General features: G+C 36.6%; 17 protein-coding genes and 1 riboswitch. Of the genes, 7 read left to right on the forward strand and 10 right to left on the reverse strand.

The annotated features are described in order from the left end of the window. Positions 1-150: 150 nt before the first annotated feature. Positions 151-1,695 (reverse strand): sodium/proline symporter PutP, encoded by a 1,545-nt coding sequence (gene putP, locus HMPREF2846_RS02245; protein ID WP_002480104.1) that lies wholly within the window; start codon positions 1,693-1,695, stop codon positions 151-153. 881 nt (positions 1,696-2,576) lie between these two features. Between putP and HMPREF2846_RS02250 the strand changes: the two genes are divergently transcribed. After that, entirely contained in the window at positions 2,577-3,161 is a 585-nt protein-coding gene (locus tag HMPREF2846_RS02250) for a hydantoinase/oxoprolinase N-terminal domain-containing protein (protein WP_061055105.1), read from the forward strand. A 317-nt stretch (positions 3,162-3,478) separates the two neighbouring features. On the opposite strand, the gene mqo is transcribed toward HMPREF2846_RS02250, so the two are convergent. Further along, positions 3,479-4,966 carry a malate dehydrogenase (quinone) gene (gene mqo / locus HMPREF2846_RS02255; RefSeq protein ID WP_070625491.1) on the reverse strand — a complete coding sequence of 496 codons (1,488 nt, stop codon included), beginning with the start codon at positions 4,964-4,966 and terminating at the stop codon, positions 3,479-3,481. 311 nt (positions 4,967-5,277) lie between these two features. On the opposite strand from mqo, the gene HMPREF2846_RS02260 reads away from it, so the two are divergent. Continuing rightward, on the forward strand, positions 5,278-6,126 hold the full coding sequence (locus tag HMPREF2846_RS02260; protein WP_057510278.1) for a CPBP family intramembrane glutamic endopeptidase: 849 nt from the start codon (positions 5,278-5,280) through the stop codon (positions 6,124-6,126). Between the two features lie 88 nt (positions 6,127-6,214). Here HMPREF2846_RS02260 and HMPREF2846_RS02265 read toward each other — a convergent pair whose 3' ends face one another. The 4 genes from HMPREF2846_RS02265 to HMPREF2846_RS02285 all read right to left on the reverse strand — a co-directional run bounded on the left by HMPREF2846_RS02265 (position 6,215) and on the right by HMPREF2846_RS02285 (position 11,110). Then, positions 6,215-7,216 (reverse strand): NADP-dependent oxidoreductase, encoded by a 1,002-nt coding sequence (locus HMPREF2846_RS02265; protein WP_070625499.1) that lies wholly within the window; start codon positions 7,214-7,216, stop codon positions 6,215-6,217. A 164-nt stretch (positions 7,217-7,380) separates the two neighbouring features. Further along, entirely contained in the window at positions 7,381-7,821 is a 441-nt protein-coding gene (locus HMPREF2846_RS02270) for a MarR family winged helix-turn-helix transcriptional regulator (protein ID WP_002480109.1), read from the reverse strand. Positions 7,822-7,863: 42 nt separating this feature from the next. Further along, positions 7,864-9,297 carry a YhgE/Pip family protein gene (locus tag HMPREF2846_RS02275; RefSeq protein WP_070625493.1) on the reverse strand — a complete coding sequence of 478 codons (1,434 nt, stop codon included), beginning with the start codon at positions 9,295-9,297 and terminating at the stop codon, positions 7,864-7,866. Positions 9,298-9,934: 637 nt separating this feature from the next. Then, entirely contained in the window at positions 9,935-11,110 is a 1,176-nt protein-coding gene (locus HMPREF2846_RS02285; protein WP_070625495.1) for a glycerate kinase, read from the reverse strand. A gap of 130 nt (positions 11,111-11,240) precedes the next feature. Between HMPREF2846_RS02285 and HMPREF2846_RS02290 the strand changes: the two genes are divergently transcribed. Further along, a complete protein-coding gene (locus HMPREF2846_RS02290) occupies positions 11,241-11,666 on the forward strand; it encodes a pyridoxamine 5'-phosphate oxidase family protein (RefSeq protein WP_023014741.1) in 426 nt (141 codons plus the stop codon). Between the two features lie 83 nt (positions 11,667-11,749). Here HMPREF2846_RS02290 and HMPREF2846_RS02295 read toward each other — a convergent pair whose 3' ends face one another. The 4 genes from HMPREF2846_RS02295 to HMPREF2846_RS02310 all read right to left on the reverse strand — a co-directional run bounded on the left by HMPREF2846_RS02295 (position 11,750) and on the right by HMPREF2846_RS02310 (position 15,139). Continuing rightward, on the reverse strand, positions 11,750-12,613 hold the full coding sequence (locus tag HMPREF2846_RS02295; RefSeq protein ID WP_060804678.1) for a phytoene/squalene synthase family protein: 864 nt from the start codon (positions 12,611-12,613) through the stop codon (positions 11,750-11,752). A 199-nt stretch (positions 12,614-12,812) separates the two neighbouring features. Beyond that, positions 12,813-13,184 carry a YbgA family protein gene (locus HMPREF2846_RS02300; protein WP_083309958.1) on the reverse strand — a complete coding sequence of 124 codons (372 nt, stop codon included), beginning with the start codon at positions 13,182-13,184 and terminating at the stop codon, positions 12,813-12,815. Between the two features lie 46 nt (positions 13,185-13,230). Further along, positions 13,231-14,646, reverse strand: coding sequence for a YfcC family protein (locus HMPREF2846_RS02305; RefSeq protein WP_070625497.1), 1,416 nt, complete (start codon positions 14,644-14,646; stop codon positions 13,231-13,233). 178 nt (positions 14,647-14,824) lie between these two features. Further along, positions 14,825-15,139, reverse strand: a complete 315-nt coding sequence (locus tag HMPREF2846_RS02310; RefSeq protein ID WP_002480117.1) for a hypothetical protein — start codon at positions 15,137-15,139, stop codon at positions 14,825-14,827. Positions 15,140-15,289: 150 nt separating this feature from the next. After that, positions 15,290-15,391: riboswitch (TPP riboswitch) on the forward strand. A gap of 115 nt (positions 15,392-15,506) precedes the next feature. Between HMPREF2846_RS02310 and HMPREF2846_RS02315 the strand changes: the two genes are divergently transcribed. The 4 genes from HMPREF2846_RS02315 (at position 15,507) to HMPREF2846_RS02335 (ending at position 18,603) form a co-directional block, all read left to right on the forward strand. Continuing rightward, positions 15,507-16,259 carry a 3-oxoacyl-ACP reductase gene (locus HMPREF2846_RS02315; protein WP_002480118.1) on the forward strand — a complete coding sequence of 251 codons (753 nt, stop codon included), beginning with the start codon at positions 15,507-15,509 and terminating at the stop codon, positions 16,257-16,259. A 29-nt stretch (positions 16,260-16,288) separates the two neighbouring features. Continuing rightward, entirely contained in the window at positions 16,289-17,593 is a 1,305-nt protein-coding gene (locus HMPREF2846_RS02320) for an LLM class flavin-dependent oxidoreductase (RefSeq protein WP_023014746.1), read from the forward strand. Between the two features lie 115 nt (positions 17,594-17,708). Further along, complete coding sequence (locus HMPREF2846_RS02325; RefSeq protein WP_070463109.1) at positions 17,709-18,041, forward strand: hypothetical protein; 333 nt, start codon at positions 17,709-17,711, stop codon at positions 18,039-18,041. A gap of 376 nt (positions 18,042-18,417) precedes the next feature. Then, complete coding sequence (locus HMPREF2846_RS02335; protein ID WP_002480121.1) at positions 18,418-18,603, forward strand: helix-turn-helix transcriptional regulator; 186 nt, start codon at positions 18,418-18,420, stop codon at positions 18,601-18,603. The last annotated feature ends 97 nt before the right edge of the window (positions 18,604-18,700 follow it).

The following is an 18,700-nucleotide window of genomic DNA, read 5'->3' on the forward strand; positions in this document are numbered from 1 at the left end:
TTTTTGCTCACCAGTCCTATTTGACAGAGAGCCTCAAAAAATAAAGCCTCTGAAGTGACTTGTGTGCCACTTCAGAGGCTTCTCTATCTCTCTACTATTCAATTAGATTATTAGTGTTCTTTCATATCCTAGTTAAAGCATGATAGTAACTTAGCTCATTTCTTTTTTAACTACCGCTTTAACACGGTCGATATCACCTGAAACGTCTATATCCGGTTTCTTCGTGAATTTAGAAACAATGATTGTCACTAACACACTGGCAATCACACCAGGGATGATTTCATATAAGTTGAAGAAGTCATTTGTTTCACCTAATGGTTTTGCGAAGACAATCCACAGAATTACAACAACTGCACCAGCGATCATACCACTGATAGCACCTGTACGACTTAAACCTTTCCAGTAAAGTGACATTACAACAAGTGGACCGAATGCGGCACCGAAACCTGCCCATGCATTACCTACTAGGTTTAAAATTGTGTCGTTTGGTGACCAAGCAATTGCGATAGAAATAATCGCAACAACTAATACTGATAAACGACCTACTAATAAGAATTCTTTTTGATGTTTCTTAGCAGCTTCTTCACCACGGATTAATTTGTAGAAGTCTTCAGTCAATGAACTTGATGTTACAAGTAATTGAGAAGAAATTGTACTCATAATCGCAGCCAAGATTGCAGCGAGTAAGAAACCGCCGACTAATGGGTGGAATAAAATTTGACTCATTAAAATAAATAATGTTTCTGGGTCTTTTAATTCAACGCCTTTATCTTGAATAAACGCGATACCGATTAAGCCAACGAATACTGCACCAATTAAGCTGACAGCCATCCAGCCGATACCAAAACGACGTGCTGTTCTTAATTGTTTAACAGTTTTAATACTCATGAAACGCACGATGATATGAGGTTGACCGAAGTAACCTAAGCCCCATGCGAAGAATGAGATAATTCCGACAATTGTTGTCCCTTTGAATAAATCTAAGTTTGTCGGTTTTAAATCTGTTACTGTATTGAATGTGTCTAATCCATTTAATTTAAGTAATGCGACAATCGGAACCATAATCATCGCAATCAGCATAATCACACCTTGGAAGAAGTCAGTCAGTGATACTGCCAAGTATCCACCAAAGAATGTATACGCGATAACGATAACTGAAATTAAGATTAATCCTAAACGATAATCCAATCCGAATGCACTGTCGAAGAGTTTACCGCCTGATACCATACCCGCATGTGTGTATAGGGTAAAGAATACGACGATAATGCCTCCTGAAATAATTTTAATCAAGTTAGAATGGTCAGCAAGACGATTCTTGAAGAAGTCTGGCAACGTAATTGCATCACCAGCTTGTTCTGTATATACACGTAATCTCGGCGCTACTACGAAGTAGTTGATATATGCACCAAGTGTTAAACCAATCGCAAGCCACGCAGCTGAAAGTCCAGTAGTATAGACCTCACCGGGTAGTCCCATGATCATCCAACCACTCATGTCGGATGCCCCTGCAGAGAGTGCTGTTACGTATGGCCCAATGCTACGGCCGCCCAGCATGTATTCACTGACATTTCCTGTTGCTTTCTTATAACCATAGTAGCCGATGACTAATAAGATTAAGAAATACAAAGCAATCATGATATACGTTTGCCAGTCTGGGTGTACCTGTTGTCTCAGTGTTGCTCCTAAAGTAAACATGTCTAAAATAAACATCCTTTCAAATTATTTGGAATAAAATGTACGGATCGTTCTTAGGCATAGCAATGACAAGGTTCAGAATCTAAATCAAAGTTACAAAGCCAAGATGACTTTGAATAACTCCCCATTCACCCTGAAATCTTATTTTAATTAACTCATTGCGCACAACTTCTAAAAGTATGTCCCCACATACTTACCCCTAATGAAGTACTTAATCTATTCAAAAAAGCAGCTAAAACAATTCTCCCAAGTTTCGTAAGCAAATGCCTTTGTTTATGTAACGTTGTATCAAATAGTATTTATACCGCTTTTTTTAACTAAGATATTTTCATATACCCTACTTTTTAGATTAAGAACATTTGAGTTAACTAAAATATTAACCTGAAATCCTTTATCCCTTGCAAAAAATTGCTTTTAACTTTTTAACAAAGATGTTTCTTAGCTTAACACAATGATATTTTTACGCAAATTTAAGTCGGCAAAAAAGCCACTTTCTCGCCCATTTTAGACATTTTTTTATCTGCGTTCGTCACTTAAATACCAACGGTTACAGCGAAATCTAAAAAATTTTCAAAAATTTTTCGTTTGACAGCGTTTTCTAGTTGTAATCAAATTCTAATATAATTTATTTATCCTTCTAAAATGCCCTCATTTCAACCCTTAACAAACTTAAAGTAATTGTAATATTCAGAATTCTAATTGAAAATATTTTACACTGTGGTAATATATAACCGGATTACACAAATACTGTCATTGAGCATTGCACAGTAATAGATGGTTACTTACTATCTCAAAAGTAACTCAACATCTTTTATGACAGTATCATGTGTTGTAGTACCTAAAATAGATGAACTTCTAAAACTGAAAGGAGCATTATTATTATGCGCACAGCCAAAAGTATAGGCGACACCAGAACAGAATCAGACGCATCAAATAATAACAGAGATTTAATTTTAGGAAAGACAAGAGACACATTAAAGCACTGTGATCAAGATATAGTTAAACTACTTAACCAAAGCCAACTACATTTAGAAGCCATCCGAGAGTTTATCAATCATACAGCAACAGCTGTTCAGGCATTAACAAAAAATAAGCGTGTTAAAACAGGCATCATTCTTACAGAAGGTGTCCGAAAAATTTTAAAAACTGCTTGCGACATTCAACCAGAGTTATTTAACACACAGCTACAACAATCAATCCCTCTCATACAACGTCACTTAAGAAGAGAAGTTTCAGAACATATTAACTATGAAGGCAAGATTCTTAATGGTCTTGATTTCGATGAAGTAGAAGACATTATACGCAACTTTAAAACTGAAGGCGTAGAAGCAATTGTGATTTCATTTTTACACAGCTATCAAAATAATGATCATGAACGCGCAACAAAATACTATATCAATAAATATCATCCAGAATTTACTGTCACATATTCTACTGAATCAATTGAACACCTTCATACAACTTAAGCAAAAGCATTTGAAACTTATTTAGTCTACACATCTACTTTACTCTATTAGAGTATTAATCAAATGAAATATATAAATGGTATAGGAAAACCATGTTTCATCTCAGTTATGAAACATGGTTTTCTTATGCTTATTCCAACTGGAATCTACACAATTCCAACAATGTGCTGCCAATAAATTTTAGACATCCCTTCTACTCACCTCAGACAAACCTCAGTCTGTCTCTTATCTATCCAATACCACTATGAAATCCATACTTATGTATAAAAAAGCAGTACCTCCTACTTTAAGGAAGCACTGTTTTATTGTGTTATTGCTTATTTTTCATTTAATTTCAAAGTATCCGCTGATGCTTTACGTACTTTGTTTAATAACTTCGTATCCTCAATTAATGATTCGCCATAAGATGGAATCATTTCTTTTAATTTGCCTGACCATTGTTCTAGGTAGTCAGGGAAGTTTTGTTCAATGATTTCTAATGCGACTGATACTGAAGTTGAAGCCCCTGGTGATTCACCTAACATTGCGACTACAGTGTGGTCTTTAGAGTGAACGACTTCTGTACCGAATTGGATAAAGCCGCGACCATGTTCTTGTGTATCTTTGATTACTTGAACACGTTTACCTGCAATGTGTAAATCCCAATCTTCGTCTTTCGCATCTGGTACGAAACGACGTAATTCTTTCATACGGTCTTCTTTTTTCATCAACATTTGTTGGATTGAATATTTAACAAGTGATAAGTTTTTAACCCCAGCAGCTGCCATTGTTAATAAGTTATCACGATTCAATGAACGGAATAAGTCTAAGTTTGAACCGTGTTTCAAGAATTTAGGTCCGATTGCTGCGAATGGTCCAAATAATAGACTTTCTTTTCCACGTATATAACGACGGTCTAAATGCGGTACCGTCATTGGTGGTGTGCCTGGCGGCTCTTTACCGTAAACTTTCGCATCGTGTTGTTGTACGATTTCCGGTTTATTACACACTAAGAATGCACCACTGATTGGGAAACCGCCTAAGTTTTTACTTTCTTCAATACGTGTTTTTTGAAGTAATGGGATTGCGGCACCACCAGCACCGATAAAGATATAGTCTGCCACATGTGTTTCAACATTGTCAGTATCTAAGTTACGTACTTCTACTTCCCATTTCTTATCAGCACGTTGTTGGAAGCCAACGACTTCATGACGATAGAAAAGTTCTGCATTGTCATGTGTTTCTAAGTTTGAAGCTAATTTACGTGTTAACTCACCAAAGTTAACGTCTGTTCCTTTATCAATCTTACTTGCCGCAATCGCTAAGTGTGGAGAACGGCCTTCCATCATTAAAGGCATCCATTGCGCAAGTTTATCACGATCTTCAGTGTACTCAATGTCAGAGAACATCGGTAAATTTTTCAATGCTTCATAACGTTTCTTCAAGAATTGAACATTTTTCACACCTTGAACGAAACTGATGTGTGGTAATGGCGTGATGAACTCACGTGGGTTTTCAATCGCATTCGTTTTCACTAAATGTGACCAGAACTGTTTTGAAATCTCAAACTGTTCATTAATTTCTTTCGCTTTTTCCACATCAATTGAACCATCTGGTTGTTCAACCGTATAGTTCAACTCACATAATGCCGCATGCCCAGTGCCAGCATTACTTGTATCATAAGAACTTTCCAACCCAGGACCATCTAAGCGTTCAAATAACTTGATGTTCCAGTCAGGTTGAATTTCTTTTAAAAATGAACCAAAAGTGGTGCTTAATACCCCTGCACCAATCAAAATAACGTTTTTTGATTCTGCTTGACTCATTTCTTAACCACCTTCCTCAAATTAAATGTCCGGTCATCTGATGACTTAAGACGTAATGATTTACTTATTTATCTTAAACTATCTCACACAAAAACTAAAACATTATGTTTATGAATTATTTGCTTAAAACGAATAAGCGTAACTTGTTACACTTTTATGATAAGTGATATTCATTCTCACTGTCAACACGCAATATAACGCACTTAACAATTAGGAATGAAATCACATCACTTACGATATAATGCACTGTCTTTTAATAACGTATGATAGACTGAAATTATGAACTCTAAAATGAGGAGAGGAGTCACATCATGTCTAAACAAAATGACGATTATATTTACTACACCGATGAATCAACCAACCCTGAACATTACATAACACCTAACGAAACACATGAACCAAACAGAAAAAAATCAAAGCGATCTCATCCTGACAACATACGTCCAAAAGGCAGACGTTGGCTCAACATTATCTTATGGATTGTCTTTATGTTTTTATGTACGACACCAACACTTGTCGCAATGTTTTTAATCGGATTTGTCGCTATGAATCCCCATGGTAATCCGCTCGCATTCGCAGGTATTATTGTAGGCTACGTCATTTGGTCAGCACTAGTTATCTGGTTACTCGTCTGGTATTACCGTAAAAAAGGTTATGAAAGTTTAAAACCCCTTGGATTTGTAGACATTGCCTGGAATATTCTATATTTCATCGCCACACGTATTTGGACTGCACTATGTGTTGTCGTCATGGCAGTGGTTTTTGGTGAACAAGGTTCAGAAAATGATGAATTACTGTTAAAACAAGTTCAACATCTACAGGACTTCACAAATCCGATGATTGTGATCGCACTCATCTTATTCGTGTTCCATCTTACATTTGTCGGACCATTTTTAGAAGAAATCACCTTCAGAGGTATTTTCAAAGAAACGATTTTCTCTAGATTCTCATTCTGGTTGCCGATGCTGATTTCTTCAGCTATTTTTTCAATCAACCATGCCAGCACCAACATCGTAGGTTTCTTACTTTATATGGGAATGGGTGCTTGTTTCTATCTTGCTTATCAACGCCGTCGCAATCTTTGGGACAGCTATATGGTCCATGCGTTAAATAACGGAACCGCAAGTATCGCGATTATTATCGGTTTATTATTAATGTAGTGAGCTATGATTGATTTAAATATTCTATATGTATACACAAAAGGAGCACCTTAATGGATGCTCCTTTTGTTATTGAGTTATCTATCAATTAATCTTCTACTTTAATCACGATCTTACCTTTCGCATGACCTTGTTCTGAATAATCGAGTGCACGTTGCGTATCATGGAATGGATAGACCTTATCAATGACAGGTTTGATTTCGCCTTCTTCAATAAGGTTCGTAATTGTACGTAATTGCGCATCACTCGGATGCATTAAGAAGAATTCATAATACACATGATGTGCTTTCGCAAGCTTACGAATATGACGAGACAAATACCAAATACCTGCACGTTTTGCTAAATTTAAATGCCAAGTATCTGCGAATTTCATAGTCGGCGGTCCGACTAATGATGCGATAGAGCCACCTGGTTTTAATATCGTAAAGGCTTTTTCTAAGTTTTTGCCACCTAACGTATCAAAGACCCCATCATAATTAGATAAGACATCCCAGAAATTTTGTTGTTTATAATTAATAATTTCATCTGCGCCGAGTGATCGAACTAAGGATTCACCTTTTTCACTGACAGTCGTCGCGACATGCAAGCCCATCACACGGCCTAATTGAATCGCAAAGGTACCAATACCGCCTGAACCCGCTTCAACCAACACTTTATCTCCTGCTTTAAGATGCATGATTTCATGGAAAGCCTGATAGCTCGTTAAACCAACTAACGGAATACTCGCCGCTTCCACAAAATCTAAGTTCTTCGGCATCAACGCAATATCATACTGATTAATCGCAAAATACTGCGCAAAAGTTCCCATATTATTTTTGCCAGGTCGGCCGTATACCTTATCTCCGACTTTAAAGTTTCTAACGTCTTTCCCTACTTTCTCCACAACGCCTGCCAAATCATTACCGAGTACTAGCGGAAATTTATGTTTCACGACTGCTTTTAAATCACCATCACGTGTTTTAAAATCTACTGGATTCACACTAGCAGCTTTCACACGTACTAGGACCTCTTCTGGACCAGGCTCTGGTACAGGTAAATCAATCATCTCAACAGGTTGTTTCCCATACTTTTGAACAGCCATAGCCTTCATTGTTTCTGACATATTTTCCAACTCCTTCGTACTTATAACGTTTATCTCTTACATGAATGTTATCCTTCTATACCCGCCTCCCCACGTTGACTATGCATTGAGCGTAAATAAAAGCACCGCTTCACTCTCTATCGTGTAGCGGTGCTTAACCTTACGTTATTCATTTAACGTTGTTTCAATGTTTGTTCAATGGCTTGAAGTTTATCTACAAACTGTACAATTTCCTCAGTACTGAAATGTCCTTTTAAACATTCACTGACAATCCAAGCCATTTTTTCTTTGACTTCTTCTAAAAATTGAATGCCCTCATCAGTCATTTCCATTAATTTAATACGCTTATTATCTGAAGCTGCTTGTTGTACCAGTCCCATTTTTTCTAGTTTATGAATACGTTTAGAAGCTGCAGTTTTAAAGATATCTTGTAAGTCAGCAAGTTCATTAATCGTTAATCTGCGATGAGAACGGATCATAATTAAAGCTTCTAATTGCTCTCGTGAAATCATATGTTTCAATCCTGTTTCTTGAAGCATATCTGAAATGTATTTATTGATATTCATTAAACTCAAATCAAATCTAGTTAATGCTTCTTTCATTTCGTCATTCATGATTGTCCCTCCAACTTATTGCGCTTCACTCACATTTTATCATTAGTTGAATTTCATTTGGAATAGTGGTTTGCCACGTTTGTTAAACCAGATTAATACTAGATATTGAATCAACATCGCACCTAACGCAATACCAGTAAGGATTGCGGCTACAAAACCGAAAGTAAAGTGGCCTGCATTCGTAAAGATGGCTTCACGGAAACCTTGAATCGCGTAAGATATCGGTGAGAATGGGTGGATGAATCGGAAGAATGCGGCTGACATTTCAATCGGGAACATTCCTTCACTTGAGCTTAATTGCAGTACTAACAATAACATCGCTAAGAATAAACCGACACGATCTAATAATAATACGAGTAAAGAAGTTACTGCGATTGCCGCAATTGCCCATAAGAACATGACTGTTAAGAACTTACCTATGTTTTCAATATCTAAACCGAGTCCGAATTTCACCCATAGACTTAACATGATGGCACTGAATGAACCTTGTAAGACATATAAGAACACTTTACCTAACCATTGTTTCCATGGTGCGACATCTTGACGTAATGTTTTAGTTAATGGATAAATTGCCGCAAAAGATACAGCACCTACAAATAAACCTACACTTGCCATATAAGGTAAAACTGTTTCGCCATAGTAATCTGCTTTAGTAATATTGTTTTCTGTTACTTTCTCAATATCATTCAATGCTTGTTCATTTTCATTTTCAAAATGGACATTCGTTTGTTTTTCTACTGCTTGATCAATTTTTTGTTTAAGTTGTTCATTATTTTGTTGAAGCTGTTGTAAGCCTTGTGTCACTTGTTCATTACCTTGAACTAACTGTTCACCTTGTGCGCCTGCCATAGGTGCCATTTGTTTTAAACCTGCAGTCACCTGTTCATTACCATTAATTAATTGCCCTTCTGCTTGAGACATTTGTCCTAAAGCCTTCGATGTATCTGTATAACCTTGTTTAGATTGTTTATTAGCCGCAAATAATTCATCTAAGTATTCTGCACGCACTGTATTGCGAATCGATTTGGTTACAGTATCAATCGCTTTTTGTGCCGCTTGACTGCCTGTATAACTTGAACCTGGGTTCACTTGTGTTTCTAACTCAATTTTCTTTGGATTTTTATTTAATAATGTTGTTGCATTTTTAGATGCATCTTCTGGAATAATAATTGTTCCGATAGCTTTGCCGTTCTTTAATTGTTTTTTCGCTGTGTCTTTAGATACTTCTTGGAAATCGAATTTTTTATTATCTTTAAGTTTCGATACGACTTCGTCTCCAATATTGATTTTCTTGCCTTGAAGTGTTGCTGCTTTATCTTCATTAACAATAGATATTTTCAATTGGTCTGTCTTATCATATGGATTCCAAATTGACCCCACAAATAATGCTACATAAATCAGAGGTAATAAACCAATCGCAATTAACGCAACAATTAACATCTTATTATTTTTGATAAATTTAAACTCATTAAACATAAGTAACTCCTTCTCCTTTATAGTACACCCTATGTACTATAATACTTTTTAAAACGTAAAAGCTTGATACCCCAACACTTTTACGCATTTATTTTCCATTATTGATTTGTTATTTTAAATGGTACACCCTGTGTACGTTTTCTAATATTAAACCCATTGTTGATGATTGTCAACAATAAAATACACATTTTTTCTCTTTTTCATTTCACTCTTAAATATACAAGCTTTCATAATGTTTACTTAAATCGACTTCATTTCAAATGACTCAAACAAGGTAGATGATTCATTACACACTCGCTTCAATTATTTAATCATATTTTAACAATTTTATGTTATTCTAATTTTAAAGTTGATCACGCATATAAAGAGAGAGGTGCTGATTGAATATGAAGAAACGCTATGTCATCGTTCAATATCTATTAATCATACTTACAGGAATATTGTTACTTAATAGCTTGTTTAATCCTGATCAGATAATAAAAAGTTATATCAATATCGTTCTTTTTATTTGTGTAATGTTATTAGCATTGATTGCTTGGATAGTTGGACGTTTTAAACATCCTAAGCAATGAACGCTATAGTATTAACTACCAAAAATGAAGTTGATTTTTTGAAGAAAAAAAGAACGTCTAACTATTTAGACGTTCTTCCCTAATTCTAATCTATGTGCCGCATCTTGTGCGAGTGCTTTTAAATAACGAAATGGATGTGCAAGTGCTTCTGCTTTACTGATTGAAGCATGGTTGTTTGGTGGTCTGTCATCTAGGCCAGTCACACTGAAGACGTGATCAATCCCATGTGTTTTAACAGCTTCATAGCCTTCTCCAGTTACGCCGCATAACGCAATAACAGGTATGTTAAATTGTTGAGCTGTTTTCGCAACACCAATCGGCGTTTTCCCATAAATTGTCTGTCGATCGATTTTACCTTCACCGGTAATACAAATATCAGCATCTTTCAGACGTGCTTTTAACTGTGTTTCATGTAAAACAATATCGATACCTCGAGAAAGTTCTGCAGCTAAAAAAGCAACTAACGCAATACCTGTACCACCTGCAGCCCCCGCACCTGGTACAGTTGAATAATCATGTTGAAAAGTTTCTGTTAACACTTGATTGTAATGTGTTAAAGCTTGTTCGAGTTGTTCAATATCTTTTGGTGAAGCGCCTTTTTGTTTAGCGTACGTATGAGTAGCACCTGCGGGTCCAAGTAATGGGTTATCAACATCACAGACTACTTCAAAAGTTACGTTTTTCAGCCGTTTGTCTAAATTAGAAATATTAATTTGCGCAAGGTTGATTAGAGCGGCACCACCTTCAGGTAAGTTGTCACCTTTCTCATCAAGGAATTTTACGCCAAGTGCTTTCATCATACCTGTTCCGCCATCATTGGTCGCACTTCCGCCAATACCGAGGATAATTTTTCGTGCACCTTGATTTAGTGCGCTTAAAATCAATTGCCCTGTACCGTATGTAGAAGTCACAAGCGGATTACGATGTTTGAGTTCGATTGTTTCTAAACCAGAAGCTTCTGCGAGTTCAATAATAGCCGTTTTACTTTGTTCAACATATGAATATTGTGCATCAATAATTCGGCCTAAAGCGTCTGTCGCTTTTACAGGTTTCATGGTTCCGCCTAAGGCATCATGGAGCGACTGCATCGTCCCTTCACCGACATCAGCCATCGGTACTTTGTCATAGATGACCGTTTCAGGCAAGACTTCCTGTAGTCCTAATTCTATGGCTTGTGCCGCTTCAGCCGCTGTTAAAGTTTCTTTAAATGAATCTGGTGCAATCACAATTTTTCGTACCATTCCATGATGCCTCCTTCTTTTTTCATCTTCATTATAGCGACATTTACAATATGCATAAAGGATGAGTTATACCTGACACAACTTTTATTGCCAACGCATACGGGTAAATATAAAAAAAGAGGTGAATACTATGGATAGACAAGTTGTCTTAAAAAAGATTAAAGATATTATGAAAGCATCACGTATTGGTGTACTTTCAACTTCCTATGACAATAAGCCAGATAGCCGATATATGATTTTCTATGACCAAGAATTTGATTTATATACGAAAACTAGTACAGACTCAGTAAAGATTGAAGAAATCGAACAAAATCCTGTTGCTCATATTTTATTAGGCTATGATGATACGAAAAACCATAGTTTCTTAGAAATCTATGCAGACTTAGAAGTCACTGAAGATCCAGATGTATTAGATTGGATTTGGGACGAACAAGATAAATCGTTCTTTGATTCTAAAGAAGACCCTAAACTTTGTGTCATTAGAGCTATTCCAAGATCTATTAAATTAATGAATAGCGATTCAGAAGATGGACCGCAATATGTAGAATTTAATTAAGCTATAAACATGACAAAACCAGCATGCCTGTTTGAAACATCACATGCTGGTTTTGTTTATAGTTTATTGTTTTAAGTTTAAAGTTATTTGTATGATTTCATGACACGACGGTAAATTTGACCTTTTTTCAAGCGACTGACATATGCACGTTGGTGCAATGAATAATGCTTTTTACGTACAACTTCAAGGATTTCACGATACGCTTGAGCTGCAACTTCAATAATGGGGCGTGCATCTTCGTGGAAGTAATCTAAATGACTTAATGCATTATGATACATAGCATCCGCATCTTTGGCGTAACTTTCCCATAAATCAATATAATTTTGTGTCACACCGTCTTCATATACTGCTTTTAAATCAACATTATATTCTTTTAAGCGATTTGCGCTTAAATAGATACGGTTATTTTCAAAGTCTTCACCGACATCACGTAAAATATTTGTGATTTGTAGGGCTTTACCAAGTTCTATACCGATTTTATCTGCTGTCTCATAATATTGTTCATAAGCAAGTACAGGTGTCAGTAATTCACCAATCGTACCTGCCACGCCGTAACAATAGGCTTCTAGCTCTTCATCTGTTTCTAATGCTGTCATAGTCAAATCGCTTTCCACGTAATCCATTAATGTTTTAAAGGCATGTAATGGAACAGGATAAGATTTTAGTGTATGACGAAACGCGCGCATCACAGATGCGTTACTATTAAAGTTCACATTTTCAGAATCTCCATCGTAGATGTGTTCTAAATCTTCACGAATCGCATCTAAGCGTTTTGGATCTTCATATTCATCTATACTGTCATCTATCATACGACATACTGCGTAAATCGCCCAAACTGCTTTACGTTCTTGTTCAGGCAGACTATTAAACGCATAAGAGAAGGTCTTTGAGTACTCTTCCATTATCTTTCTGCAGTATTCGTAATCATCATTTATTAATTGTTCCATAACATTTCACACCTTGCTGTCATTATTCCTACTAGAGTCAATTACCCTCTATTTGAAATTTTAATAATAAGTTAAGTTATTCAGTTAACCAAAATCTGATTTAATTTGAAACTTGTGTTACATGTTAAGCGAAAATCAGATAAAAGTCATTTAATAACCTACCACTTTCCTCAAATTTTTTAATACTTCTGATTTTCTGTCATGCATTCTTCAAAATTGAAGAATTTAATAAGTACTTACTTTGATATTTAGTCGCAAGTGTATAGATAAATGACAAGAGCTCATCAGATGTTGTTTTTCCTGATTCGAAGTCCGCTTTCAATGTTTGATGTCGATTTTTTTCAGTATCATTCGCTTCTTTCTTAAAATAGCCCCACATATGATCAAACGTATTGATGACGGCACCTTTAGACGGAGGGAGGGCTAATGCTTCATCAATCAACCGTTGTAATACCTCACCTTCTACATTATCTTTCATGACTGATCTGATTTGGTTATAGTGTGCTTGGCTATGCCACATGACTTCATATTTATATTCACGCCATAATTTCTCTTTCTCGTGTTGATTCAAGGACACTTCCTCCTCATGTTTTATCTTTGAACAGAGTTAGTATTCCCTAATAGCCGACAAGCAATGCAATGGACATGGCAATTGCACAAATAATAACCCACAGCAGAATCAATTTCCAAGCGAATTTCAACCACTGTACGTATGAAATTTTCGCAACTGCGAGTGCACCCATTAAAATGGCAGAAGTCGGAAACAGCACATTGCTGATGGAATCACCATATTGGAAAGCAAGCACTGTAAGTTGACGATTAATATCCAGCAAGTCTGAAATCGGCACCATCAAAGGCATTGTAGTCAAGGCTTGTCCTGAACCAGATGGAATGAAGAAGTTAAGGAAAAATTGGAAGATAAACATCACAATAATCACAATAGACGATGGGACATCATTAAGTAGTGTAGTCATTCCATGAATAATAGAATCAATAATTTTACCTTGTTCTAAAATAACGACAATGCCTTTCGCAAAACCGACAATCATTGCGCCAAATAAAATGTCTTTCATTCCTTCAATAAAAGCATCAAAGGTACCATTCATACCTAAGTCACTGACAAACCCTGCAAGCAAACCTGCCAAAACAAAGTTTGCGCTCATTTGATTAAAAGACCATTCATAACGAAAGATACCATAGACATTAAACACAATAGTTAACGCAATAATACTTAATGCGAAGGCTTGACGTTTGGTAAAACGTTCATATTCTATAGCTTTATGACTTTGACCTTCTTCTTGTTCTAAAGCATAAACGACACTTTTCTTTGGATTACGTTTCACTTTTCTAGCATAAAACATTACCGACCCGATCGCTGCGACTAGAATGAATATATAAATGATGGAACGTAACCCCCAACCTGAGAACATAGGAAGTTCAGCAACGGTTTGCGCAACACCGACTGTAAATGGATTCAACATACCTCCAATAAATCCACTTGCGGCACCTAAAATCACCATCGCGGCTCCTGTCATCGCATCATAACCTAGGGTTCTCGCAATAATTACACCGATCGGCACAAAGATAATGGTTTCTTCTGCTAAACCAATTGAAAAGCCTAAAATAGAGAACACAATCATAGTTAATGGAATCATTAAGATGCGCGAAGAACCTAATGTTTTAATCGCTTGGTTAATCCCGTTTTCAAATGCGCCTGTTCTATGTACAATACCGAAAGCACCACCAACTAAAAAGATATAAAAGACAATTTCTCCTCCTGTCAGTAAACCTTCAGGTACTGCACGGAATAAATCTAAAAATGACACCCCGTGTTGTTCAATACTATGATATGAACCTGGGACTACTAACGTTTGTCCCCCTTTATCTACGCGTTTATATTCCCCTGCTGGAATAATATACGTCAAGACGCAAGCAATGGCGATAATCATCATTAACAATGCATACGTATGAGGTGTTTTTAACTGGAATTTTGAAGATGAATCTTTTGAATTTTCCTTTGTATTTTCTGTCATACACATTCCTCTTTCCTACTATTAATTATCTGAATTTTCTTATTTTATATAGTATAGCCTATTTCTGAATCATTAGTCGGGAAAATTTAGTATCGTTGTGTATTTGAAGTAAATAGAAACGTAATGAAAAAGCTGACCGGTTATACTTTCGGTCAGCTTTCAATTCATCATGATTCAATTATGAAGAAGGTTTATCTTCTTCGTGTGGTGCATTCGCGGCTGCTTTTGCTTCAACACGTTGTGCTTCTTCTTCAGCTGTTACTTCTCGATGTTCTTGTTGTTGTTCAAGTGCTTTAACATCTTGTGGTTGTTGATTTTCAGTTTCTTGAGTTTTAGCCGCTTGTTCTTCTTTAGCTTTCGCTTCTTGTTGTTTTTGTGCTTCCCATCTAGCTTCTTTTTCTTGTTTTTTCAATTTACGTTTCTTTTCTTCACGCACAGAGAAGACAATGAAAATAATGGCTAATAAAGGGAATGACATACCTAACCAGAACATATAACTCACTCCAATTCTGTAGGGAGACCCTGTTATTTGTATTCTTGTTTATCATAACATGTATGCTGTTATTTTTTCACTAAATCCTTTCTCATTGCCCTTCCTTGACTTACTTCTAGAAAGTCGATAGATTAAGGTTAATGACAAATATAAATGCACTAGGGGCGTTTTATAACTGAGATGAAGCATGGCTTCAGACCCTTTGAACCTGATCTAGCTGAAACTAGCGTAGGAAAGTGTGAGTACATAACTAAGAAAGTATGGCTAAGAATGTCTGAGGCTATACTTTCAACTCGCTCTGATACGCACAGCTCTAGATAGGTTGTGTGTTTTTTTATGTCTTAATTTAACTAAAGGGGCGATTTAAATGGCAAGAACAATTTTAGTAACAGGCGGCGGACGTGGCTTAGGTGCTGTAATCAGCCGTACATTAGGCGAACAAGGTTTTAACGTTATTATTAACTACAACCAAAGTAAGGAAGCTGCCGAAGCATTGGCTCAAGAAATTGATAATAACCGTGCTGTCGCAATTCAAGCAGACGTTACTGACCGTGATGCAGTAGAACGTTTAGTCAAAGAAGGAACAGAAACATTCGGTCGTATTGATGGTGTAGTGAACAACGCATTGATCGGTTTCAAATTTGATCCGACAACACAAAAATCATTTAAAGATATGGACTGGTCAGATTATCAAAATCAAATCGATGGCACATTAAAAGCTGCATTCAACGTTGTACAAAGTGTGGTACCTCAATTTATTGAAAATCAACGTGGCAGTGTTGTATCTATCGGCACAAATTTATACCAAAATCCTGTTGTTCCTTATCATGAATATACAACAGCGAAAGCTGCATTAATTGGTTTCACACGTAACATTGCAGCAGAGCTTGGCCAATATGGTATTAATGCGAATGTTGTTTCAGGCGGATTACTTAAAACAACGGACGCTAGCTCAGTTACTACACCTGAAGTCTTTGACTTGATTGCGCAAAGTACACCACTACGTAAGGTGACAACACCGCAAGATGTCGCAAACATGGTGGCTTATCTTGTTTCAGAACAAGCAGACGGTATTACAGGCCAAAACATCACTGTTGACGGCGGATTAACAATGAACTAAGTAACAATATTAAACACGAGGTGAATAACATGCCTACGCAGAAAGAAAAACAACTGCACATTGGCGTTTTATTATATGGATGCGGCCATCATCAAGCCGCATGGCTGATGCCTGATTCAAGTGTCGAACGTATCGGCACCATCGAGTATTATCAAGATTTAGCTCAAATCGCAGAACGCGGCTATTTTGACGCGGTGTTTTTCGCGGATAACCAATCCTTCCCCGCAAATAATGACACCACGATGCCTGCGTTCTGGTTTGACCCTATTGTCAATTTAACTGCAATTTCGCAGGTCACAAAACATGTCGGGTTAGTCTCAACGATTTCCAGCACATTTTCTAACCCTTATACGGCTGCACGTCAGCTATTAAGTTTGGACCATATCACTGGCGGTCGTGTCGGTTGGAATTTAGTCACATCTATGACGGATATTGAAGCACAAAATCACAGTATGGAAGGTCTGCCTGATCATACAGCACGATACCAAAAAGCAGATGAATTTGCGGAAGTCATGAATCATCTCTTCGAGTCATGGCAAACCAATGATTTCAAACACGATCGTAAACACAATCAACTGATTGATTCAAAAGCAATAGAACCTTTCAATCATCAAGGAGAACACTTCCAAGTTCGCGGCCCTTTATCTACACCCGCAAGTCCACAAGGTAAACCCGTCGCAATGCAGGCTGGCGCATCTAAACAAGGCGTGGCACTCGCAGTTAAATATGCAGATGCAGTTTACTCTGTTTCTTGGAATATCAAACAAGCAAAACAGTTCAGACAACGCTTAGATGATGAAATCAAACGTACCGGTCAGACTGACCGCAACCTCAAAGTCTTCCCAGGTCTGGTGACTTATGTCGCAGAAACCCATGAAGCAGCTTTAGAGAAAAAAGCGGCGCTTGATAATCAACTACCGATTGAAACAGCGCTAAATCAACTCAGCTTCTTTGTTCAACAAGATTGTCATAGTTGGGATTTAGATGACAAAGTCCCAGACTTACCTCCTGTCTCTGAATTTACTGGGCCTGTAGGTCGTTATGAAACAGTCCTTGAGATTATCAGAGATACAGACCCCACTGTACGAGAGTTATTGGGATATTTAAATGCAGGTGGTGGTCATTTAACATTGATCGGAACACCTGAAGAAATTGTGGATGAAATGGAACATTGGTTCAAAGAAGGTGTGGCAGATGGTTTCAACTTAATGCCTCCTACCTTGCCAGATAGCTTAGATGATTTTGTAAATTTGATTGTTCCAGAATTACAAAAACGCGGACTTTATCGAAAAAACTATACAGGACACACATTTAAAGAACATTTAGGAATTTAAAACAGGGCCATTCGGCTCTGTTTTTTTATACGAAATGTAAAACATACTTGACATTATTTAAGCGCAGCAGTATCCTAAAAATGTCAAATAAACTTTACATTTCAGGAGGGACATCATGATATTACTAAAAATTATCATCCCTATTGTAACCTTAGTTGCTTTCGCATTTGCTTGGAGAGGCTTCTTGAAAAATTATATGCCTTCAGAAGCAGTAGATGTTCAAACCGAGTCTCATTATGACGAACGTCAAACTAAAATTATTTTAGAAGTACTCGCAAAGACTTTTATCATTACCATCCTTCTCATTACATTCGCCTTTCTAAATCGTACGCTTGGGTTAGTCAGTGCACATAGTTTTATCTCGAAATATCCTGAAGCTGTCTTTTTAGTTATCACAGTGGGCACTTTGATTTATAATTATCAAGTTGTTAAACGAAAATACTCATAATTTAATCACACAAAGGAGTTTTTACATTGATACTTACAAAGGTAATCGTATTTATAAGTTTTGGAGTCCTGACTACATTATGGTCAGTCTTCACCACAAAGTACCTACCTTCAAGCGTAACCGGTGTTAAACAAAAAGATAAACGTTTTGATGAACGACAAGTACGTATGTATCATGAAATTTTCTCAAGAACTTTAATCAGCACGGTATACTTTTTATTGGTTGGACTATTCTTCAAATTTTTTATCTCGAATCAACCTAGATTTGAATTCATGTTGGAGTATCCTGAGATAATTATATTAACTGTTATATTCTTGTTTCTTTTGATAAATTATTTTGCTGTCAAACGAAAATACACCTACAAAGGGTGAGAGTTATGAAAAACAAAATAAAATTGTATCGCAAACAAAATGGGATGTCTCAAGAAGCACTAAGTAAAAGTGTCAATGTTTCGAGACAAACGATTAATGCGATTGAAAATAATAAGTATGATCCTTCTTTAAGCTTAGCTTTTAAAATCGCTAAACAGTTTAAAGTTACAGTGGATGAATTATTTTCATAATAAAACAGACCATGAACAAAATTACGAGTTCATGGCCTGTTTTATATGTCATTATTTAAAGACTTTTGGCTCTATACTATTTAGGACTGGTGATAAT

Origin of the sequence: Staphylococcus sp. HMSC056G08 (genome assembly GCF_001812305.1) — a bacterium.
In the GTDB taxonomy this organism is placed as follows: domain Bacteria; phylum Bacillota; class Bacilli; order Staphylococcales; family Staphylococcaceae; genus Staphylococcus; species Staphylococcus simulans.

Coding starts and splice junctions, on each gene's coding strand:
- putP (WP_002480104.1), bottom strand. CDS start 1,695: ATGTTTACTTTAGGAGCAACACTGAGACAACAGGTACACCCAGACTGG.
- HMPREF2846_RS02250 (WP_061055105.1), top strand. CDS start 2,577: ATGCGCACAGCCAAAAGTATAGGCGACACCAGAACAGAATCAGACGCA.
- mqo (WP_070625491.1), bottom strand. CDS start 4,966: ATGAGTCAAGCAGAATCAAAAAACGTTATTTTGATTGGTGCAGGGGTA.
- HMPREF2846_RS02260 (WP_057510278.1), top strand. CDS start 5,278: ATGTCTAAACAAAATGACGATTATATTTACTACACCGATGAATCAACC.
- HMPREF2846_RS02265 (WP_070625499.1), bottom strand. CDS start 7,216: ATGAAGGCTATGGCTGTTCAAAAGTATGGGAAACAACCTGTTGAGATG.
- HMPREF2846_RS02270 (WP_002480109.1), bottom strand. CDS start 7,821: ATGAATGACGAAATGAAAGAAGCATTAACTAGATTTGATTTGAGTTTA.
- HMPREF2846_RS02275 (WP_070625493.1), bottom strand. CDS start 9,297: ATGTTTAATGAGTTTAAATTTATCAAAAATAATAAGATGTTAATTGTT.
- HMPREF2846_RS02285 (WP_070625495.1), bottom strand. CDS start 11,110: ATGGTACGAAAAATTGTGATTGCACCAGATTCATTTAAAGAAACTTTA.
- HMPREF2846_RS02290 (WP_023014741.1), top strand. CDS start 11,241: ATGGATAGACAAGTTGTCTTAAAAAAGATTAAAGATATTATGAAAGCA.
- HMPREF2846_RS02295 (WP_060804678.1), bottom strand. CDS start 12,613: ATGGAACAATTAATAAATGATGATTACGAATACTGCAGAAAGATAATG.
- HMPREF2846_RS02305 (WP_070625497.1), bottom strand. CDS start 14,646: ATGACAGAAAATACAAAGGAAAATTCAAAAGATTCATCTTCAAAATTC.
- HMPREF2846_RS02310 (WP_002480117.1), bottom strand. CDS start 15,139: ATGTTCTGGTTAGGTATGTCATTCCCTTTATTAGCCATTATTTTCATT.
- HMPREF2846_RS02315 (WP_002480118.1), top strand. CDS start 15,507: ATGGCAAGAACAATTTTAGTAACAGGCGGCGGACGTGGCTTAGGTGCT.
- HMPREF2846_RS02320 (WP_023014746.1), top strand. CDS start 16,289: ATGCCTACGCAGAAAGAAAAACAACTGCACATTGGCGTTTTATTATAT.
- HMPREF2846_RS02325 (WP_070463109.1), top strand. CDS start 17,709: ATGATATTACTAAAAATTATCATCCCTATTGTAACCTTAGTTGCTTTC.
- HMPREF2846_RS02335 (WP_002480121.1), top strand. CDS start 18,418: ATGAAAAACAAAATAAAATTGTATCGCAAACAAAATGGGATGTCTCAA.